The organism is Syntrophaceticus schinkii, from assembly GCF_000946815.1.
GTDB lineage: Bacteria > Bacillota > DSM-12270 > Thermacetogeniales > Thermacetogeniaceae > Syntrophaceticus > Syntrophaceticus schinkii.
On record NZ_CDRZ01000282.1, the window covers coordinates 1 to 18988 of the forward strand.

Consider the following 18988-nt stretch of genomic DNA (forward strand, 5'->3'; position numbering starts at 1 on the left):
ACTTTGTATCCCATATTGGCCAAGATCGCCGCGGCCAAAAACGATTTATCACTACATTTACCTGAACTCAGCTAAAAGTTTGGGCTGGAAACGATGCAAGCCGGTAAGTCCAGATGATAGGGGATAGCTCCGCCAACAAAACTCTGAACGAATTCGACTTTCTGAACCGAATCAAGATTTTCTTTTTCAGCTTGCATGTCAAGCCACTGGGCAATATAGCCAGTGAATTGGTAATTATTACTTTCAGTTACCCAAGGAACGTAATTTTTTTTGGATTGCATCCTGGAGATATTTTTTCTGAACACTGGGCATCACCTTGTACATGGCTTGCCGTTCAGATTTGCCTGCATTCAGGTACTTCTGAAGATCATTAGTAATCTGGCGGTCATAATTCAGAAGGCTTAAGGGTATTTCGACCTCCCATTGATAGGACTTGCCCCGGTAATCCCAGGTGTAGTTCTTGGATTCGACGGGCGTACCCTTGGAGAAAGCCAGAACTGGCATTGTAATGGTGCGGGTTGAAGAAATAGCAATTAGGATGATGCCTATTACAACAGCCACCAGGATGTTTTTCCAGCTTAAAAGGGAGCGGCTATTGCTTGTTTTCTTAAAATAGCTGCCGCGGATGACCGGTGTCGCTTCGTTAATCGTATCCAAAAGCCACTGGCCACACTTCAGACAATATTTTATTTCCGTGGGATTGACTGTTTTGCAAATCGGACAACGGTATCCGATGATCCGCGGCATTTACTTCACTCCCATCTTCCCCGCGGTCAAACTTTATAGCAACACTTAAACCATGAAAACTTTGTGCAACAACCAGATAATCCTGATATAAACTCCATTGGTAACAATAAATGCTATTAATGTTACTTACTATCAACAATTCGGCGCAAAACAAGAAATTCCTTTTTGAAGTTGCTTAACAGCAGGCTATAACACTGGCGGTGACCGTTGGCGATGACACGCACCTGGGGCGGTAACACTGGTGGTGACCGCGGGCAGTGACACACACCTGGGGCGGTTACGCTGGCAGTGACACGCACCTGGGAGATACAACCTGAATACACCTGTATATACATATTTGCCCAAATGGTGACAGTCACCAAAGGCGTAACTTGTATATACAAATTCAGCTAAATTGTGACAGTCACACCGGAGAAGTCACCGGGGTGAACCTGTAGTTGTTAGTTGGTAATAGCTAAATGGTGACAGTCACCGTTAATGCTGTCACTGGTAATGCTAGCAGTATGCTAAGATAAGAAGGTGAAAATAAACCGTGAAAGGGGTAGGCCTTTGTGCTGATTACCGAAAAAGAATGCCGCAGTGCTTTGAACCGCTGTGGTATTCCGGGAATCGATTACTGTCTTAACCCATATACAGGGTGCAGTCATGGATGCCTTTACTGTTACGCCAGTTTCATGAAGAAGTTTTGTCACATCCCGGAGGAATGGGGTTCGTTTGTGCAGGTTAAGGTGAATTTCGTCGACCGCCTAAAAGCAGCTTTAAGAAAAAGCAAACACGGCTGTGTTACCCTTTCCAGTGTTACTGATCCCTACCAGCCGCTGGAACGGAAGTACAGGCTAACACGCTCCTGTTTAGAACTGCTCGCTGACACCGATCTAGCTATCAATATTCTCACCAAATCTGACCTGGTGCTTCGAGACCTGGATATACTAAAAAAACTTCCACAAGTGAAAGTAGGGTTAACAATTACCACCTTAGACCCATATACCGCAAAAATACTTGAGCCTGGGGCACCTTTACCTGAAAATCGTTTGCATGCACTCGACCGCCTTACCGCAGCAGGAGTTAAAACATGGGTTTTCATCTCCCCAGTAGTGCCAGGTCTTGCTGATACCGATGAAAACCTGGCGTCCATTCTGAAAAAAGCCGCAGCAGCCGGCGTCCAGGAAGTACACTATGACCCCCTAAATTTTTACCCGGCGGCTGTATCCAATCTGAGAGCGGTAATTCAACGGCACTGGCCGAAACTGCGTCTTCTTTTTGAGGCAGCTTGTCGGGACCCCTATTATTACAAGGAGCAACTGCGCAGCATGGCAGATGAGATCTGGCCTGTATATGGGTATGACTCGAATTTAACACCCTAGTATTGATGACGGCTAATTGGTGACAGTCACCAAGCTCTCCACCTTCTTTACTTCACTGATCATCTGCGAAAATTGTAACCAACCCAGGGGTTCGTAGTGTGCCAGGTTGTTTCTTGCCAGGCGCAGATAATCGACTGGTCTGCGCAGTTGTTTCAGCACTTTGCTTTTGCTTTCATTCAGCCGAAAAAAGTCAACAATAACGCTGTATTCTGCGACACCATTTTGACAGGAAGCATCGCCGGGGAGGTTTGGGTTTCTATTGGCTTCACAAAAGGAGACCCATTTCTGTTTGAAATTCCTGTTCAAGTAGTCGCATATCTCCTGTCTGACTCTATCGAGGAGTGGAAGGAGAACCCTGGCTTGTCCTCTCCAAATTCGGTGTTCAAGGGTTGCGGTATCCCCCTGCAAGGCAAGGGTGGCGGAATGGATGAACACACCATCATTATCATTCCAGTTAGCCATCCCTGCACACCACAGAGGGTCAAGATCTGGAAGGGGGTGTCGAGGGGGCGGTTCTGGGCGAATTCGTTATTGTTCCCACCTGTGTCAAGACCAGCACTGACTTGTTCCTCAGCCCACCCCTTCTCCTCACAAAAAGCAAGCAGTTGTTCGTTCATCTGATCCCGCGTTATCACATCCCCTGTTATATCCCGCGTTATCAGATCCCGCGCACTGGAAATATCAGTCACACGACAGCGATCCAGCAGCCAAAACAGCAATTCGGGATCTGTTCCGGCTAGCTCCACAAAAACAGATTCCACCCACAGGCTTTCCTCCAGAGTAAGCCCCAGTTCCCAGGCAATACTCCTTGCCACCAAAAGCAGTTCCACAGTGGAAATCCAACCCCAAAAATAATACCTCTTCAGGTACACATCATCTTTTACACTTCTGCTCAATTCCGCTTGATTGATAACCACCATCAGTGCCCTGGGACACTGTTTTGTCCTGGCTTGATATGTGCGGGCATATGCCGACCACTGCCGTAACATCCTCGTCCAGTGCCTCACCATATCAGAAGATAGTTCAGAGAGGGTGATGATGGTCACATCTGCAATCCCACCCTCTTCAAAGATCTGCTCTATACTGACCTGTTCACCGGGAGAAAGCCTTACCCCACAACATTGGGCAATATAGTTTTCGGGTAATAACTCAGAGGCGTCATAGGCGAAAATTTTACACTCCACACCAATTTTTCGACACTCCTCAGCGATGACTAAATAAAAAACATCTTGCTTGATCGGGACAGGTAAAGTACAAATTATACTTATACCGTCACAGAGATCGCTCACAATTTCATTCAATCTTCTCCTGGGTTCCGGCAAATATAAAAATTCTTCGAGCTGTTCAGGGGTTATCATCTTTTCCCGATCACCCCCGCAGCAATGGCTTCTACCTCCAGTCCCGCTTCACTTTCAACCAGCACATTTAGCCTGTGCAGTGTTTCTAAAGAAACCCCCACCTTTTCCCGAGAAAGATCAAGGAGTTTAGCATTGCCATAGGTCTTGATACCGTCATCAATCTCATTGCGGGAAATGGAACCCAGCTCCTTGAACATGTTGACCATTTCCAGGCCACATTCCACTTCATCGACTCCCAGGGCTGCCAGAAAGCCATCTGCAATCCCATCAGCGTTATCAGCCAGCCTTTCTTTGAGCAGATCAGCAGGCTTGCGTGGATCCTGGATGTTTGCAGGATCCTTCATCAGTTTCCATAACTCATTTAACAGGTACGGCCAACCGCCTGTTACCTCGTATATCTTTTCAACAACCAGCGGTGTAGCTAAAATATCACGATCAGCCAAATACTTCTTGATCATCTCTTGGTCCCAACGCATCAAATAAACCACAGCATCAATTTGGCTCTCTACTTCCATCCAGTTCTCAGGAGACTCCTCAAACCATCTTCGGATAGCAACGGCATCGAAAATAAGAACCCAGCGCACGATGCTGCTGCGCCTGCTGTATTTGGATAAAAACCGTGAGGTGTCACAAATAGTGTCCACAAGTGAAGCATCCAGAATCGGAATATCGCTGGCAAAAGTATAGAAAAGATCACTGCCAGCCTGTTTTCGAGATATCGAATTGCTAAACAGGCGGAACAGCTGGTCCAGGGTAACTATGTCAGGGGGCAGCGGCTGACATCTCTCGCTGAAATTAGAGCCCATCAAAAACTTCAGTGTGTGAGGCACAGCAGTAATACCGGTGGCAGCGCTACCGAAAACTATCCCTACACCGGAGCAGGTCTTAGTTAATTCATTTGATTGTTGTACAGTTAGCGGGCTTCTCTCCTCGCTATTTAGTTTTAAGCGGTAACAGCGCGCATCTTCCACTGTATCTGGTGCAGGCTGTTCAGCCATATTGATCAGGCGCTCAGAGATCTCCTGCTCAGAGCCCAGTGCCCTGACCACATTACCATTTTTCAGGCGGTACTTGCCATTGATCCGCTTGACAAGCACCCCCAAACCAATCAGTTCATCCAGTAAGGCCTTTGCCTCATCCAGCGATACGGCAGCAAATCCACGAGACCACCAATAGGTAGCACAATCAAGGGCCTCTGAAACCGTAAACTCCCTCCTGTATCCATCCTTATCATGCAACTGTTTGGCGATCATAGAATAAACCATCACCTGATACCTTATATCCAGATCCAGTGTCCAATTAAACCGCTCCCGCATAAAACTGCGGACATCTTCCCTGCGGTAAATGCCTTCAACATCGGTAATAGTTACCTGATAAGGGGGTTCCTGCTGCCGCTTCCGCACCAGTTTAACAAGCTCACCACAAAAATACTGTATGAGAGCCGGGTGATAATTTGTATAACAAAGGATCCTCAGCACTGCATCCCTGGATTCATCCCCATCAAAGGAGAAACCTATAGCCTCCATGGGCTCCGTAATGAGCGAACGAGCCTCAGCGGGTTCCAGTGGGCCAATAACCAGGGGGCGCGACATCATCTGGGCAAAGGGGTGATTCTGTCCGGAACAATAGCGCTGAACACTATGCAAACCGCAGAAAACCACCTTAAAACGCCGCTCTGTCTGATCCATGATCCGCCGCAACTCATGAACCTCTTCGAAGTTATGTTTGGCATCAGCAGCAAGAAAATTGTCAGACTCATCAAGCAGCACAATCACCTGCATCGTTTTGTTTTTATTCAATTTTTCAATGATTTTCTGGGAAATGTGCTCGCGGTCGTGCCTGACACCTTTATACAAAATACCTCTTCTGATCAACATTTCTCTAAGCCGGTTCCAAAGATCCTCCGGGTGATAATGACCCTGGGGATCCCCCAGCGGCTTAATATCATCATAAATTACAGAGACCTCCCGCTCAGGATTATCATATTCTCGCTGGACCATATGCAGGATTACAGTCTTGCCGAACTGCCGGCCACCGTAAACGATGCAGCTTCCCCCAGGTTCGGCTAATTCCTTCACCATCAGGTTCCTCCCTTTAAAAATTTCGGGAGGGATCACCCCGAAAGAGCGATAGGGAATCAAATACCCCCAGGCAGCTCCACAGGAAATAAGCGCAGGCAGTCTGCTCTCCCTCTGCGATGCCAGATAGTAGAGAAGCAGTTCATCTACCAGCAGGGCGGTAAGCCCTTCCCTCCTGCAGTAGTTGCTCCATTCCCGCCGCTGAACAACATTCATCCTGCCAGTAAAAATGACGATGGGGCAATTTGAAAAAACACCATATGTATGTAATATATTACCTATTGTCTCCGCATGCGGCCGAGAATACACTAAAACAATATCGTAAACCCCGTTGCGCTGTGAACCAAAGTCAGCCAGCGGGGAGAGCTTCCCTGCATACATTGTGGCTTTATAATAGAAAGATTTACTGCCGCCATCTTTGTATTCAACCTGTGGCCTTTGAAAACCGGCATACTCCATCAATTTCCTCAACTGCTCCCCCAGCAGACCGGCATTTTTCCTCACTTTCTTGTACCTTTTAATATTTAACCAGGCATCCAAGCCGCTTTTGATCTCTTTATAGCGCGCACCGGGTACCCTCTTCATATCAAGACCAGCCTCGGATTTTCCCTTAGACAACGATTCTACCAAACCCCGTGGGCTTCGATGCTCTTCCGCTTCCAGATAGTTATTCAGGCCATTGATCACACCCGCAAATTCCTCCACATATTTTACCTTATCAGATTCTTCCTCAACTTCAATTTCCATCCCTGTATCAATGGCGCGTTCGGCATAGTGTACAAACTCATCAGCTAAAGCAAGATCCCCATTTCGGAGAGCCCCCTCACTTCGCTCAAGATGCCTTTTGGCAATAACCAGATTATTTTGCTCACCCGATATTGCAGCTCTATTATCTAGATCGGAACATAACTGTTTAATATTATCTCGAAGGGACTCATGACGTTCTCCCCGCAGGTTGGAGATGTTTTCGGCGATCTCATCTAACTCCTGAAACAACAGATAAAACTGCCTGGTTTTCTGTTCTTCAATGGAAAGTAGCTGCCCCTCCAGCTCTGATCGAAGCTCTTCTGTTAAAACATGGTCGATGGTCGCTTGTACAATCAGATTACGCGTATGGTCTATTTTATCCTTGAGCATTAAACAAGCGCTTGATTCCAGCTCTTCAAACTCTTGATATAATTCGGCAGCTTGATGATCGCCGGAATCCTGCAGTTCTTGGATCACAAGCTCAGCAAGCCGGAAATCATTGCGCTCAAGGTGATCATTTAAAGCATCCTTCAGTGAACGCTTGTCCAAAACAGCTTGAAGAAGGGAATCCTTGGTCATCAAGGATCCGTCAATATCAAAATAGCCCTCTTCATCAAGGGGCACACCGCGCAACAATAGCAGCGGCCTGGAAAGTGCCTGTTTCCAGTCTCTCTCCTGCTCTATTCCCTGTTCGCTTAATGGATCAGCCAACTCCTCCAGCAGCATGTTAAAGACACCAAGGGCATAGGAGCGAATCGCCTTTCCCTTAATCCCCACCTCATGATCAGGATAACCTGTTAGCTCATGCTCGAATGCATCCCAGCAGTTTTTAAATGTCCGCTGAAAATCCCGAGTCTTCTTATACCACCAGTCGTTTTTTTTGTTCCTGGATGTCACCAATCTGAACACTATCCAACCATTTAATAAATAACTTGCGGAGTTGATACAGCGGTCTCATGATTTGCTGCACCGACTGACCATCAATAACCGGCACCCTGGCCTTTCTCTTATATAGTTCCTGAGTAGTCTGAAGTCTAAGTTCACTCATGCTTTTACTGCTGTCTAGATACCGGTTAAGGGTAGAGGTCACTGTATCATGTTTTGCAAAATCATTCTTTATAACTACATCCAATGCATCACTAATTAAACTATCGGGGCCTGCCAGTGTGCGCAGCGTCTCTGTTGCCGGTCCAAAGATTATTCTTTTGGCCGCGACCTCGTCTCTCCAGGCTGCCACCTCTTTTGAGACAGACTTCGCTCGTTCTCGCCAATCGATGCTATGAACTGCCTGCCAGTGCAGCTTGCGATCCAGCGATTTGCCATGCAGGTAAAAATCCAAAACAGTCTGCATCAGTTCTGAAAAGGGATCAGCGGGATTATTCACCAGGGATAGCGCTTTTTCGACCCAGGAGCCAGCAAAGGTTTCAGGTGCAAAAAGAGTGGGGCGCAGGACAGCAGCCGCAAGAAGCAGTGCCAGATCCCGCTCAGATATATCCATCTGTTCGGAGAGAACATCAAGGTGATCTGAGTGTTTCATGCAGATATGATAGAGATGATCTTTTTCTTCTATCTCGCTCCAGGATGCCTCTTTACCAAGAAAAGCAGACAGCAAAAGCCAGGAAGGAACCGGTGGCTGCAAACCACCTTCCATCTCCCGCGTCAGCCAATAAGCAGTAGCAAGATCACCATCTTGAATGGCTTCCCAGAGGCACCTTTCAGCATCAGAAAGAACTGCTTTAGTTTCCTTCGCCTCAATTGTTATGGTAGGTTCAACCACTGCCACTGTGGCAGCCGTTTCAGCGTCAGCAGCCACTCGGGCAACTTCTGCAGCATAGGTTTTTTCAGACACAGCGCGGGCTAAAGTGGTAGGTGATGGATCATCGGGTGTCAGCTCTGCTAGATGCAGTTCTTCCGGTATCGGCTCATCAAGTTGCGGTTCATCTATTGTCAGTTCCTCTGTTTTCGGCTCCTCAGGCGGCGGTTCTGCCAGCTTCGATTTCTCTGTTTTCGGCTCCTCAGGCGGTGGTTCTGCCAGCTTCGGTTCCTCTGTTTTCGGCTCCTCGGACGGCGGTTCAGCCAGCTGCTCCGGGACACGTTCTTCTTCCTCAGCGCAAGATATCTCCGTTTGTATATCATCCGGCATCCTTACGTCCTCTATAATGTGGAGATCCCCCGGTTTGCACCATTCAACTGAAGCACTATCAACATCTTCGTCAGATAAAGCCGCCTTTTGAATATCCCCTGGTTTATCCTCATCTTCCGCAACAAAAACCCCTTCCGTCTGACACTCTAGCGATTTTGAGCCTTCATCGGATTCGATGTCTACAGTACACTCGTCTTCTATGCCCTCCAGTTGTTTTTGCTCCGGTTGCTCCGGCTGCTCCGGCTGCTCCGGCTGCTCCGGCTGCTCCGGCTGCTCCGACTGTTCCGGCTGTTCCAAAATGTTGTCCAGTAACTTGTATTTCTGTTTAAGTTGTTCGTCAAGACATGTGAGCTGCTTGGCCGTTTTGATATTGCTGCCCTCTTTCGCCAACAGCAAACCGGCTTCCTGACAAATTGCATAAACATCATTCAAGAGCCCCTTCACTTCGGCATAATCAGAGGGAACGACATTTTTATAAAGCTCGACTTCCAAAGGAAACCCCGGTATTACTAGAAAATACTCCAGCACTGTATTATGTTCCTTAAGCTGCTTCAAATAGTTGCTTATCTCCGACAGGTATTCTTGTCTTTGAGACCGATGCTTTTTGAAATCCTGCCATGATTTTAATAGACTGTTAACTGCCGCATCTATTTTCTCAACATCCTCAATTATTTGACCCCCGTGAAACACATCAGCAATCTCTTCTAATTTATTAAGAATGTCACCCTCGCTCCCGTTTCCATCCTGTATTGCCTCATCTCCTGCTTCAAAATCATCATCTCCGTCATCCTCAACCGGTTCTACCTCATCTCCGCGCTCGTTAACCAGCTGATAACCTATTTCCTTCTTAAATCTGTCAGAATTGATGATCAAAACAAAAACCATCGATTTGACACCAAACCTTGTTACCAAATCATTGAGTTCATTACGACATTCATCCCGGGATTTACTATTAATCTCTTCCCTGGCTTCCTTGTGCTGTTCATCAAAATAAGCAGATATTGCTACCTGTAAACTATTAGGCCCCTTTTTCCAGGCACTCTTGAGCATATCATAAGCATTTTTCTTCTTGTTGACCTTTATTTCTACAGCCTTCAATGCTGCTATAACTTCTTTAATTGTTAACGTATCAACATACCAGTCAATAAATTGATTATCTGTCATGATCAAAAGCTCGCCCCCCCCTTTGGTATAGGTTTCAATTAACCCCTAATAAAGTATTTGTGACCAGTTTATTCATGGGATATTTCGACAATAATGTAACAATTCCTGCCTGCTTACAGTGCCAATTACCTGAAGTAAACCGGGAGTTGATTATGCTTCTTCGGGGTCCGTTATTATTTCTCTGTGTAATGCCACAAAACCCACAACTTGTCTATACATATTCACCAAAATGGTGACAGTCACCAAAAGGCGTAACTTGTATAGACAACCCTGGCTATTTGGTGACAGTCACCAAAAAAACATCGACCTATCTAGCAAAATATGTTAGATTATAAATACAGCGTCATTGGTTTTGCATTAATTGGTGGATAGAGCTGAGAGCTGTGCAAAGCCAACACCGGAAAGTACGGGATCATGCTGTATGAAAGGAGGGGCGGCAACTCCCATCGAGATTTATGCACGGGGTTTCTGTTGCCTGGTTTTTATGAATTATGAGAGACCTAATCTCCCTGCCTTTTTAACTGTAGTTTTACTGGTTTTGTTATCAATCATCGTTTTAGGGGAAGTGCAGGACTATTATAATCCGCCGATAACCGAACAACACAATCCGGCGCTAACTGCTGAACCGGACTCTGCTTTAGAATTAGATAAAGAACAATCACAACAGCCTCAACGCCCTTCCTCTGAATCAGAAAAACAACCACAACAGCAGCCACAACAACCAAAGCCAACGCCAAAACTGGTATCCACAATCCAAGTACAGTCTGTTACACCTACAGCCGAAGAACTGAAAATGATCAATTTAGTAAACCAGGAGCGCCAAAAAGCCGGTTTGCAGCCTTTGGCAATAGACAACCGATTGGTGTACCTGGCACGCTTAAAGAGTCAGGACATGATCGACTATGATTATTTTGATCACACTTCTCCTACTTATGGGGAGCCATCACGCATGATCAGCATCGCTGGTATACCTTATCTCTGTGCAGGTGAAAACCTTGCCGGCGCTTATAGGGTAGAAATAGCACATAATGGCTTAATGAACTCCCCAGGCCACCGCGCCAATATTCTGCACCCCGACTTCACCCATATTGGCGTTGGCGCTGCCCACGGCGGCCCATACAAAAGAATGTTTACCCAGCTATTTGTAGGTGTCAATAGTAATCGTACAAATTAAGGCCAGAGAAGAAGCAAGAAGGCAGCAGGAAGAAGAAGTGGATAAGACAATAGAAGAGGAACCCCCTTCAGGTTCTTGATAGGGTGAGCGGGAAACCCATATAACTGCAGCGAAGTTTGGATGGTCACAAATCAAGATTATATAAAGCAAGTAAAAGAAGAAGCAGTAAAATGCGGGCACTTATGCAGTCGAAAAACCGGCGGGGTTAGATACTAAACAAAACTACCCATTTGGGAAAAACAACCATACAATTATTAAAACAGCTATTGCTCCTATTCTTGATGCTTTCAAATAACTTTCGCTTGGTTCAACATTTTTATATTTCCAACCTTCACCCATTCTCCAAGCAAGCTCGGGATTAAAAAATCCAATAAATGCAAGAATACTAATAATAATTTTAAATAATAACATTTTATCTCCTTCTTTTTTCAACATATCTTGCTAATATCTTGCTAATAAGCTCTCAATAAAAAATGGTTCTTGTTCCCATTCTTATACCTAGATTATCTTATTCGACAAATTATAAGAAAATCCTCCATAAATATATACCTTAGTAAAACTTATCTATCCTGGGCTTAAGCATGTGAGCCTCAACCAGCAGGTCTAATCCTTTTATGCGGAAAATAAAAAACCGCTGATCCGGTACTAAAACACCTGAATCAGCGGTAGATTTTAATTTTGCGGATCGGGCAGCCGCTGTCTCGCCTGCTGCGCTTAACGTCCCTGTTATCAGTGAACTCCAAGGGTTTAGTGCGGGTGGTTATCTTTAACCATTAGTTTTCTGCTACTATTCACTGAACCTAACTTGATAGTTCCCGCCCCGATCAATTTTCCCCATTACCTAGCCAGCGAAAAAAAGCAGACAGCGACAGTCACCTGGGATTAACTGGGTGATGGTTGGGGGGGGCATCTTCGAGGGTTATCTCTACCAATCCAGTAATGCCGAAAGCAAAAAACAAGCCTGGTCCCAGGCAAAGTCCAGCCAAATGAAACCTGGCCGGTTATTTCAGTTGCAATAATCACAATAAAAAAGTATGATCTGCTGAAGGATGAAAGTTATTTTGTATAACTATAGAAAGCGGTGAGCACCTTAAAACCGTTAAAAGTTTTGGGGATAATCCATATTTTTGTCGGTATTGGAGCATTATTTGGGGGAATGGCAGCAATATTGAGCCCCAGTGGGAGTGCAGTCGGAATAACAGCTTCAGAGGCATTGCAAAATGGCCCCTTTACAGACTTTTTGATACCGGGTATTTTTTTATTCGTTGTGCTGGGGCTTGGCAATATAACTGCATTTATTACTGCAAAATTTAAAAATAAATATCAACCATATATAAGTGGGGGTTTTGGAGTAATCCTTTGTCTGTGGATTATCATACAGTGTTACATGTTATATATGATTAATGTATTGCATATTATCTTTTTTATCATTGGCCTTATACTGATTCTTTTATCAAAAATACTACGGAATAGCGCGGTCACATTCCACGGTTCCAAAGACTCCTTCAGGTAACGTTCCTCTTGATAAGTGGGACATCTTAGCGGAATCCCCGCTTGTTCCAGAGACTCCTTGAGGCAACGTTCCGATTGATAAGCCGGTCCTCTTAGCGGAGTCGCCGCCCGTTCTAGAAACTTCATCAGGTAATATTCCCTGGAGAGGGCAAAATCAAAGCATATAGACATTAGACGTTCCTAAAAAGCAAAACCTGTCCATCACCAGTTCCAACATGGATCAAGAGAACTGTCCCCTTGATCAACCTGTAGGTTGCCCACCCCCATCGGTCACCCATGCCACCCCAGGCAGAAAGTAAATTACTCAAGCCTGACCCCGTTATTTTACCCCGTTATTTTACCGTCTGCATCTGGTCGCCTGTTTTGATCTGGTCGACCACATCCATTCCCTCTGTTACCTTGCCAAAGACGGCATACTGCCCATCGAGCCAGGAAGCATCCTTTTTGAGGATGTAAAACTGTGAGCCGGCGGAGTCGGGATCCATAGCCCTGGCCATGGCAACCGCCCCCCGCACATTCCTCAGCTGCGGATTGGTCTCCAGCTTGATCGACCAGCCGGGACCGCCGGTGCCGTTGCCCTTCGGGTCGCCCCCCTGGATCACCCAGTCTTCGACCCGGTGGAACTTGAGCCCGTTGTAAAAACCGGACTGCACCAACTTGTCGAAGTTGGCCACAGTGATCGGCATCAAGTCAGGGTAAACTTCAAGCACGATCTGGCCCTTAGCTGTGTCGATGGTAACATTATGTGGCACTTTTTCCTGATTCTGATTTTCGGACATTGTTTTCCTCCTTAAAGTAAGTACTGAATAACCTTTGAATTAATATCTCACATCAACCGGAAACAATAAAGCCGGCTTGACCCAGTTAGCACCCCTGTCCAGCATGTTATGCAGTGGCCAAAGTAAATTACTCAAGCCTGACCCCATATCCAGAAGGCAAGCAGTCCCACAATAAGTGCCGGAATGGTGCTCAGCACAGTGCCCAATAATGCAGACTTAGGATGCATTGCGAACAAGGGAAAGAGGGCATCTCCATCTTGAGAAATAGTGTTGGCCAGCAATGCCGCAAAGGGGAACATTCCCTTTAAGTACAGGGACACAAAAATTACTTGAGGCCCACAACCTGGAACCATTCCTAACAAAACCCCCAAAATAACTGAGGCCAGGCCTGCCGAAGTCATGGCTGCCGCTACTACCTCGGTTCCCCCTGCAAAATAGACACCCACCTCATAAACCAGATAAGCCGCAAACACCCAGGTTCCTACAAGAGCAGTTTCCTGTGCATTATGAACAAGCGTTTCTTTCAGAGAAAACAATTTATGTTCTACATCTTCATGACTTTGGGCCTTGATTAGCCTCTGCGAAACAATCACATACAACAGAGTAACAATGGTACCCACACCGCCCACAATAACACTTAGATAAGGGCGTCCCAAAAGTGCACCGAGATCTATCCTAAATAAATCCAGAAACCCCAGCACAAATCCTGCGGCCACAATAACCCAAAATACGATATACGCGTTGTGGGTAATCTTATACCGCAATCTACGGGGATCCTCGGGTTTCTGATGATGGAGGATTAAATCTATGCTATCTCCCTCTTGATGCCCAATGTGCTTCAGCATACTGGAACGACAGGCGTTAGGATGCTCACAGTACACCCCGTTTAAATAAGCTTCCGCCTCTCTATGCGCTCCATTTAAATTATTTATACCCTTTATTGCTGACGTTCTCTGTACCCAATCCCCTATCTTGAAGTAATCTACAATATAGCCCGTAATAACGCCTACAACAAAACAGATTGCGGTAACTATCACAAATTCCTTTGGAACCTGAGTCAAGATAACAAAAGCCGTATCACCTGCAGTAGCAATCAAAGTAGCCATAACCGCACCAAAAGTAACAGTACCCTTAACATAGAGCGGCATTAAAAAAATTGAACCCCCGCAGCCGGGGACAATCCCCAACAATGCGCCAAACAGGGGTTGGTATTTCTTTGATCTTTCAATAGTCTGTTGAAAATCACCCTGCTGCTTAAAATTGATGTAGCCGAATAATAAGAGAATACCCCCAACGAAGACAGTAACCTCAATAAAAGAACTTTCCGCACAAGTCAAAATGATTTCCCATATATCACTAGCCATACTGCTTCTCCTACCTGAATTGGATGTCAGATGCCTGAGGTCGGAAATCGGAAGACCGCAGAACTGCCTTACGCTTATTCTGTGACATTCCTGACTTCAGCCTCTGTTCATCCCCTGCTTGCGCCGGCCTGGACGGCATTGGCGTTCCCGAATGGAGGTTGGGAACTGGAGATCGGAAGCCTGCCGGAAGAGTACAAGAACATCCAAACAACGGATCTAACGGCCTTAAATCTAACATCACATCTGTTTTTATTATCTGCTGATGCCGCCTGGGCAATCCCTGGGCAATAGTGGTCTGCCTAAAACAAACCTTCTACTAATTCTAGACCAATCTCGACATTCCCTGCCATAGTCTGGGGAGAATGAATTCGCCAGGCCGCCAGGCATTGTAATCATCTGCTCCCGAACATAACACTCATCTAGTATACAGCATGAACCGTCCCCCAGAAAGCCGAAGAGGCCAGACATCACGACACTATTAGTTTTCAACAGATTATTAGTATTGTTCCACCTCTGAGCCACCCTGATTCCATACTGAATCAGAAGCCTCTCTATTGGTAAGAATAGCCTATAAGCACAATTACTGAGTCGAAACAACTAGCACAGGATACTTTGTTATAGGATGATAGCAGCAAGCAGAAGGGTGATATTGGATGCAACATTTCAAAGTTGCAGCATCGTTATTTGTGTTAATCGCTGCAGTTGCTGCGGCCTGGCATTGGGGAATACTCAAAACAGGATATCCAAATTTAGAAACACCACCGACCCAGCAACAAGTAAAACCCATACCTCAGGTTGAAGAACAAATTGATGCTGCAGAAAAGATGTATGATGAATCAAGAGAAAAGAATAGGACAGTTTTGCAGGAAGAGATCGAAGCCCGCTATACTGCCCAACTGTTGAATACTGCCCAAGATTACGAAAAAGAATTGAACAACCTGGCAAATACCGCCTGGGAAGATTACACTAAAGCTCAACAAGAGGGGGGAAAAATATCTATACAGATGGCTTTCCCTTACATCACAGAGGGTCTGAAGTTGAAAACGAAGTGCGACAACGAAATTAATACCATTTTGCAGAAGTTTGAATCTGAGCTGCGTGCAAATTCACTCCCAGTAAACAAGGCTAAGTTGTGCCGGCAAGAATATGAACGGAGAAAATCAGAACGCAAAGAGGCAATTCTTGAGATCCTTACTAGCATTTAAGGCAATTTAGCAGTCCGGACAAAGGCACAGCCAAAGTAAAATCCCGCGCAGGAGAGTAAATAACTCAATTACTCAAGCCTGACCCCACAAAGAAACAAACACTTTGACGACATCGGGATCAAACCGGCTTCCCGCGCAGTTCTTAAGCTCTGCTATGGCTTTTTCCTTATTTTCGGTTTTTTGATAAGCTTCTTGAGCGGTCATAACTTCATAGGCATCGGCCACAGAAATAATCCTCGATATCAAAGGGATCTCCTCTCCTTTTAAGCCTTCCGGGTACCCTTTTCCATCCCATCGTTCATGATGATATAGAACATATTCAGCCAACCCTGCGTATTCATCCACCGATTTAAGAATCTGATAACCTGCCTCAGGATGTCTTTTATACACTTCAAATTCTTTTTTGGATAGTTTACGGTTTTTATTTAAAAGTTCTGCCGGCACAATGATCTTCCCGATATCATGCAGCAAAGCCGCTGTTTTTATGTCATTCATTTCTTTTTCATTGAACTTCATGGCCTTACCCATAGCCTCACAATACCGAGATACCCTTTCCACATGAATTCGTTCTCTGCCATATTTGGTATTAATACTGTTAATGAAACTTTCAATGGTTTGGCTTTTAACTCTTTTTCTATATCTCAGCTTATCTTTGTACATACGGTTTTCAGCCTGGATGTGTATTTCTTTAATATCCTGGTCCGCACTTTCTTTGACAGCGTAGCCAATGGCCAAAGACACGACAATGGAATCCAACATGGTTGTTGCAGCTGTATCAATGATTCTTTTCTTGATTATTTTTGCCTTTATTTCGTCTGTCTCCGGAAGCAGTATAGCAAACTCGTCTCCACCGACCCTACCGATTATTTCATCAGCCCTGCATACTTTTTTCATGATATCGGCCACTTTTTTTTAGCAACCGGTCTCCCATTTCGTGTCCAAAAGCATCGTTCGTCAATTTTAGTCCATTTACATCTAAAACCATGATGGTAAAAGGCAGATTCCTTTTCGTGTCCAGCCTTTCAATCTCTTCTTTTATGAACCTGCGATTATATAAACCCGTGAGATCATCATGAAAGCTTAAGTATTCGATTTTTTCTTCAGCTTGTTTACGCTTTGTGATGTCCATAATTACCGCTAAAAAATACTCTTTCCCCTGGCTTTCGATAATTTCTCCAGAATACAAACCATTTAACATCTGTCCATTTTTGGTTTTTATTTTTAGTTCGAAGTCGCGAACCTTACCGGTTTTTTGCAGTTCTTCAGCAAATTCCTTCTTTTTTTCCTGTTTATGAAAATAAAATAGATTTAATTCTTCAGCCGTTTTACCTGTGATCTCATCCCTGGAATAACCTATTTTTTCAAGAAAAATATCATTGACCTCTGTAATGACCCCTTCAGGCATCATACTTACCGCCATCAGTGCAGGATTACTCACAAAAAGCCTGTTGAATTTTTGCAATGCTTCCTGTTCTGTTGATAAGTCTTTGGAAACGCTAAAAATACAATCTTCACCATCCCATTTTCCACGCCAAATCCGTGTTTCTACAGGTAAAAACCTGCCGCTTTTTGTCGCCAGCGGCAAAGGACAGGTATCTCTTTTTCCGGCAAATATCTCTTCAAATATCTGTTCAGCCTCTTTCCGCTCGCTCTTTGGATAAACCTCCAACAGGTGAATATTGTTCAACTCTTCGAGAGTATAACCAAGTATTTTAGTCACTGCACTATTGATAAAAACTATTTTTCCTTGTTCATCATTGACAAAAATCAGATCATTCATTGTTTCAAAAAAGACCCTGAAATTTTTCTCGCTTTCTTGTAATTTTTCTTCCATCTGCTTTCGATCGGTGATATCACGAAATATACCCCGGGTGCTGACAAAATTACCTGCATCATCAAACCTACAATTTGCGCTACCCTCAACATATAAGGCCTTGCCATTTTTCGTCTGAAAAACAGCTTCGACAGCATCAATTTCCCCGCCTGATATTACCTGCTGGAAGACTTTCTGACAGTGTTCTTTTGACTGCGAGTGAATAATATCCCATAAAAAAAGGTTACCGATATCTTCATTTGCGTAACCAAGCTTTTCTTTCCAAGTTTTGTTGACATAGATGAATTTTCCGTCACTGTCAACACACTGAATAAGATAGGATGCGTTGTCTACAAGCCCCTTATAGTCCTTTTCGTTAAGCTTATTCTGAATAAGCCCCATAACAATTACACACCCTTGATGTTGTATTTTTCTACAATATTTCCAATATAGCCATATATTTATCTTATCATCACTATATAAATTGTACCATCTAAATAATCGAAAACACTTCTTCGCGATTTGGCAATGCCAATTAGTTGGCACAGTTTGTGCTAAGTGGTGACAGTCACCATTTTGCCAAATATGTATATACAAGTTAGCCTAAATGGTGACTGTCACCAAAATGCCAGATCTGTATATACAGGTTGGGGTAATTCAGACTGGGGATGCTCAAGCCGACGCTGTGTGTATTTTTTTCTATTGATATTAATTTACCTGTTGCTATAAAATCATATTACAAATAACTGCAGTCCTTGATAGGATGTCTGCATTTATTAACTAAGTCAGAGGGGCAGGTATTATTATGTTAAAAGAATTCAAGGAGTTTGCCGTAAGAGGTCCAGTGATCGACCTCGCAGTTGGTGTGATCATCGGTGGTGCATTTGGAAAAATAGTTACTTCATTAGTAAATGATATTCTGATGCCGTTATTGAGTATCCTCATCGGGGGAATTAACTTCACTGATTTAAAATATGTGATCACTCCGGCGAGTGGAAATGCTGCAGAAGTAGCCTTCATGTACGGCGCCTTTATCCAGTCAGTTATTGATTTTCTGATCATTTCATTCTCCATTTTTCTGTTTGTTAAATTAGTATCATCCCTAAAGAAAAAAGAACCGGAGCCTGAACCCATTCCTCCGGAACCCAGCAATGAAGAAATCCTGCTTCAAGAAATACGTGATTTGCTTAAGGATAAATAAGTGCAACTTTGTCGGAAGTTAGAGATCAGAGAAAAAATGGACCCCCGCTATCTTAAAAGCAAAAAAGCAAGCCTGGCTAAAATAGAGGTGAGAAGCGGGAGGTTGGAAGTGGGAATAGAGGTCGGAAATGCCAGAGGTTGGATGATCGGAAAAAGATGACCGGCACTTAGAAGCATAAAGCAGAAAAGCAAGCCTGGCCCCGGGGATATACCGGAGGTCAGGCTTTTTTATATCGAAGGGATGGATCTACGCTAATCACCCTGGATTCCCGCCGATTCATAACGAGAATCCAGCTAAAACCAATAAAATCAAGGGTTTAAAGCCTCAGCTGCCTTTAAA

Annotated in this window: 17 protein-coding genes; 7 read left to right on the forward strand and 10 right to left on the reverse strand. The window is 44.7% G+C overall.

The features are described 5' to 3' along the window. Positions 1 to 243 precede the first annotated feature (243 nt). The gene (locus SSCH_RS14500) at positions 244 to 747 is read right to left on the reverse strand and encodes a zinc ribbon domain-containing protein (RefSeq protein WP_044666099.1); all 504 of its coding nucleotides are present in this window, start codon (positions 745 to 747) and stop codon (positions 244 to 246) included. Between the two features lie 551 nt (positions 748 to 1298). Here SSCH_RS14500 and SSCH_RS14505 point away from each other — a divergent pair. After that, positions 1299 to 2111, forward strand: a complete 813-nt coding sequence (locus SSCH_RS14505) for an SPL family radical SAM protein (protein WP_044666100.1) — start codon at positions 1299 to 1301, stop codon at positions 2109 to 2111. 12 nt (positions 2112 to 2123) lie between these two features. Here SSCH_RS14505 and SSCH_RS14510 read toward each other — a convergent pair whose 3' ends face one another. The 4 genes from SSCH_RS14510 to SSCH_RS14525 are packed head-to-tail and all read right to left on the reverse strand — an operon-like array spanning position 2124 to position 9601. Beyond that, entirely contained in the window at positions 2124 to 2417 is a 294-nt protein-coding gene (locus SSCH_RS14510; protein ID WP_044666101.1) for a hypothetical protein, read from the reverse strand. Beyond that, positions 2414 to 3469, reverse strand: a complete 1056-nt coding sequence (locus SSCH_RS14515; protein ID WP_044666102.1) for a hypothetical protein — start codon at positions 3467 to 3469, stop codon at positions 2414 to 2416. Before SSCH_RS14515 ends, SSCH_RS14510 begins: the two co-directional genes overlap by 4 nt. Further along, a complete protein-coding gene (locus SSCH_RS14520) occupies positions 3466 to 7203 on the reverse strand; it encodes an ATP-binding protein (protein WP_156972333.1) in 3738 nt (1245 codons plus the stop codon). Before SSCH_RS14520 ends, SSCH_RS14515 begins: the two co-directional genes overlap by 4 nt. Further along, a complete protein-coding gene (locus SSCH_RS14525) occupies positions 7154 to 9601 on the reverse strand; it encodes a hypothetical protein (protein WP_156972334.1) in 2448 nt (815 codons plus the stop codon). Before SSCH_RS14525 ends, SSCH_RS14520 begins: the two co-directional genes overlap by 50 nt. A gap of 421 nt (positions 9602 to 10022) precedes the next feature. On the opposite strand from SSCH_RS14525, the gene SSCH_RS17810 reads away from it, so the two are divergent. Further along, positions 10023 to 10775, forward strand: coding sequence for a CAP domain-containing protein (locus SSCH_RS17810; protein ID WP_084711222.1), 753 nt, complete (start codon positions 10023 to 10025; stop codon positions 10773 to 10775). A gap of 222 nt (positions 10776 to 10997) precedes the next feature. Here the strand turns inward: SSCH_RS17810 and SSCH_RS14535 are convergent, their stop codons facing one another. After that, positions 10998 to 11210 carry a DUF6199 family natural product biosynthesis protein gene (locus tag SSCH_RS14535; protein WP_198142523.1) on the reverse strand — a complete coding sequence of 71 codons (213 nt, stop codon included), beginning with the start codon at positions 11208 to 11210 and terminating at the stop codon, positions 10998 to 11000. A gap of 646 nt (positions 11211 to 11856) precedes the next feature. Here SSCH_RS14535 and SSCH_RS14540 point away from each other — a divergent pair. Continuing rightward, positions 11857 to 12288: a hypothetical protein gene (locus tag SSCH_RS14540; protein ID WP_052835707.1), complete on the forward strand. Its 432-nt coding sequence runs from the start codon at positions 11857 to 11859 to the stop codon at positions 12286 to 12288. Between the two features lie 331 nt (positions 12289 to 12619). Here the strand turns inward: SSCH_RS14540 and SSCH_RS14545 are convergent, their stop codons facing one another. Next, positions 12620 to 13066 carry a peptidylprolyl isomerase gene (locus tag SSCH_RS14545; protein ID WP_044666106.1) on the reverse strand — a complete coding sequence of 149 codons (447 nt, stop codon included), beginning with the start codon at positions 13064 to 13066 and terminating at the stop codon, positions 12620 to 12622. 131 nt (positions 13067 to 13197) lie between these two features. Beyond that, on the reverse strand, positions 13198 to 14430 hold the full coding sequence (locus SSCH_RS14550; RefSeq protein WP_044666107.1) for a putative manganese transporter: 1233 nt from the start codon (positions 14428 to 14430) through the stop codon (positions 13198 to 13200). A gap of 30 nt (positions 14431 to 14460) precedes the next feature. Here SSCH_RS14550 and SSCH_RS14555 point away from each other — a divergent pair, with 30 nt between their 5' ends. Together SSCH_RS14555 and SSCH_RS14560 are read left to right on the forward strand one after the other, a co-directional pair. Then, positions 14461 to 14721: a hypothetical protein gene (locus tag SSCH_RS14555; RefSeq protein WP_044666108.1), complete on the forward strand. Its 261-nt coding sequence runs from the start codon at positions 14461 to 14463 to the stop codon at positions 14719 to 14721. Between the two features lie 362 nt (positions 14722 to 15083). After that, entirely contained in the window at positions 15084 to 15635 is a 552-nt protein-coding gene (locus tag SSCH_RS14560; RefSeq protein WP_044666109.1) for a hypothetical protein, read from the forward strand. Between the two features lie 72 nt (positions 15636 to 15707). Here SSCH_RS14560 and SSCH_RS17015 read toward each other — a convergent pair whose 3' ends face one another. Next, positions 15708 to 16529 (reverse strand): HD-GYP domain-containing protein, encoded by an 822-nt coding sequence (locus SSCH_RS17015; RefSeq protein ID WP_052835708.1) that lies wholly within the window; start codon positions 16527 to 16529, stop codon positions 15708 to 15710. Next, positions 16507 to 18045, reverse strand: coding sequence for a sensor domain-containing diguanylate cyclase (locus SSCH_RS17020; protein ID WP_232294512.1), 1539 nt, complete (start codon positions 18043 to 18045; stop codon positions 16507 to 16509). Before SSCH_RS17020 ends, SSCH_RS17015 begins: the two co-directional genes overlap by 23 nt. A gap of 208 nt (positions 18046 to 18253) precedes the next feature. Here SSCH_RS17020 and mscL point away from each other — a divergent pair, with 208 nt between their 5' ends. Together mscL and SSCH_RS18495 are read left to right on the forward strand one after the other, a co-directional pair. Further along, a complete protein-coding gene (gene mscL, locus SSCH_RS14570; protein WP_044666110.1) occupies positions 18254 to 18649 on the forward strand; it encodes a large-conductance mechanosensitive channel protein MscL in 396 nt (131 codons plus the stop codon). Further along, positions 18650 to 18808, forward strand: a complete 159-nt coding sequence (locus SSCH_RS18495) for a hypothetical protein (protein ID WP_156972336.1) — start codon at positions 18650 to 18652, stop codon at positions 18806 to 18808. The last annotated feature ends 180 nt before the right edge of the window (positions 18809 to 18988 follow it).

Bases quoted from the DNA above. Each gene is read 5' to 3' on its own strand.
- SSCH_RS14500 (WP_044666099.1), bottom strand. From the start codon at position 747: ATGCCGCGGATCATCGGATACCGTTGTCCGATTTGCAAAACAGTCAAT.
- SSCH_RS14560 (WP_044666109.1), top strand. From the start codon at position 15,084: ATGCAACATTTCAAAGTTGCAGCATCGTTATTTGTGTTAATCGCTGCA.
- mscL (WP_044666110.1), top strand. From the start codon at position 18,254: ATGTTAAAAGAATTCAAGGAGTTTGCCGTAAGAGGTCCAGTGATCGAC.
- SSCH_RS17015 (WP_052835708.1), bottom strand. From the start codon at position 16,529: ATGAAAAAAGTATGCAGGGCTGATGAAATAATCGGTAGGGTCGGTGGA.
- SSCH_RS14535 (WP_198142523.1), bottom strand. From the start codon at position 11,210: ATGTTGAAAAAAGAAGGAGATAAAATGTTATTATTTAAAATTATTATT.
- SSCH_RS14555 (WP_044666108.1), top strand. From the start codon at position 14,461: ATGCCTGAGGTCGGAAATCGGAAGACCGCAGAACTGCCTTACGCTTAT.
- SSCH_RS14545 (WP_044666106.1), bottom strand. From the start codon at position 13,066: ATGTCCGAAAATCAGAATCAGGAAAAAGTGCCACATAATGTTACCATC.
- SSCH_RS14550 (WP_044666107.1), bottom strand. From the start codon at position 14,430: ATGGCTAGTGATATATGGGAAATCATTTTGACTTGTGCGGAAAGTTCT.
- SSCH_RS14525 (WP_156972334.1), bottom strand. From the start codon at position 9,601: ATGACAGATAATCAATTTATTGACTGGTATGTTGATACGTTAACAATT.
- SSCH_RS17810 (WP_084711222.1), top strand. From the start codon at position 10,023: ATGAAAGGAGGGGCGGCAACTCCCATCGAGATTTATGCACGGGGTTTC.
- SSCH_RS14515 (WP_044666102.1), bottom strand. From the start codon at position 3,469: ATGATAACCCCTGAACAGCTCGAAGAATTTTTATATTTGCCGGAACCC.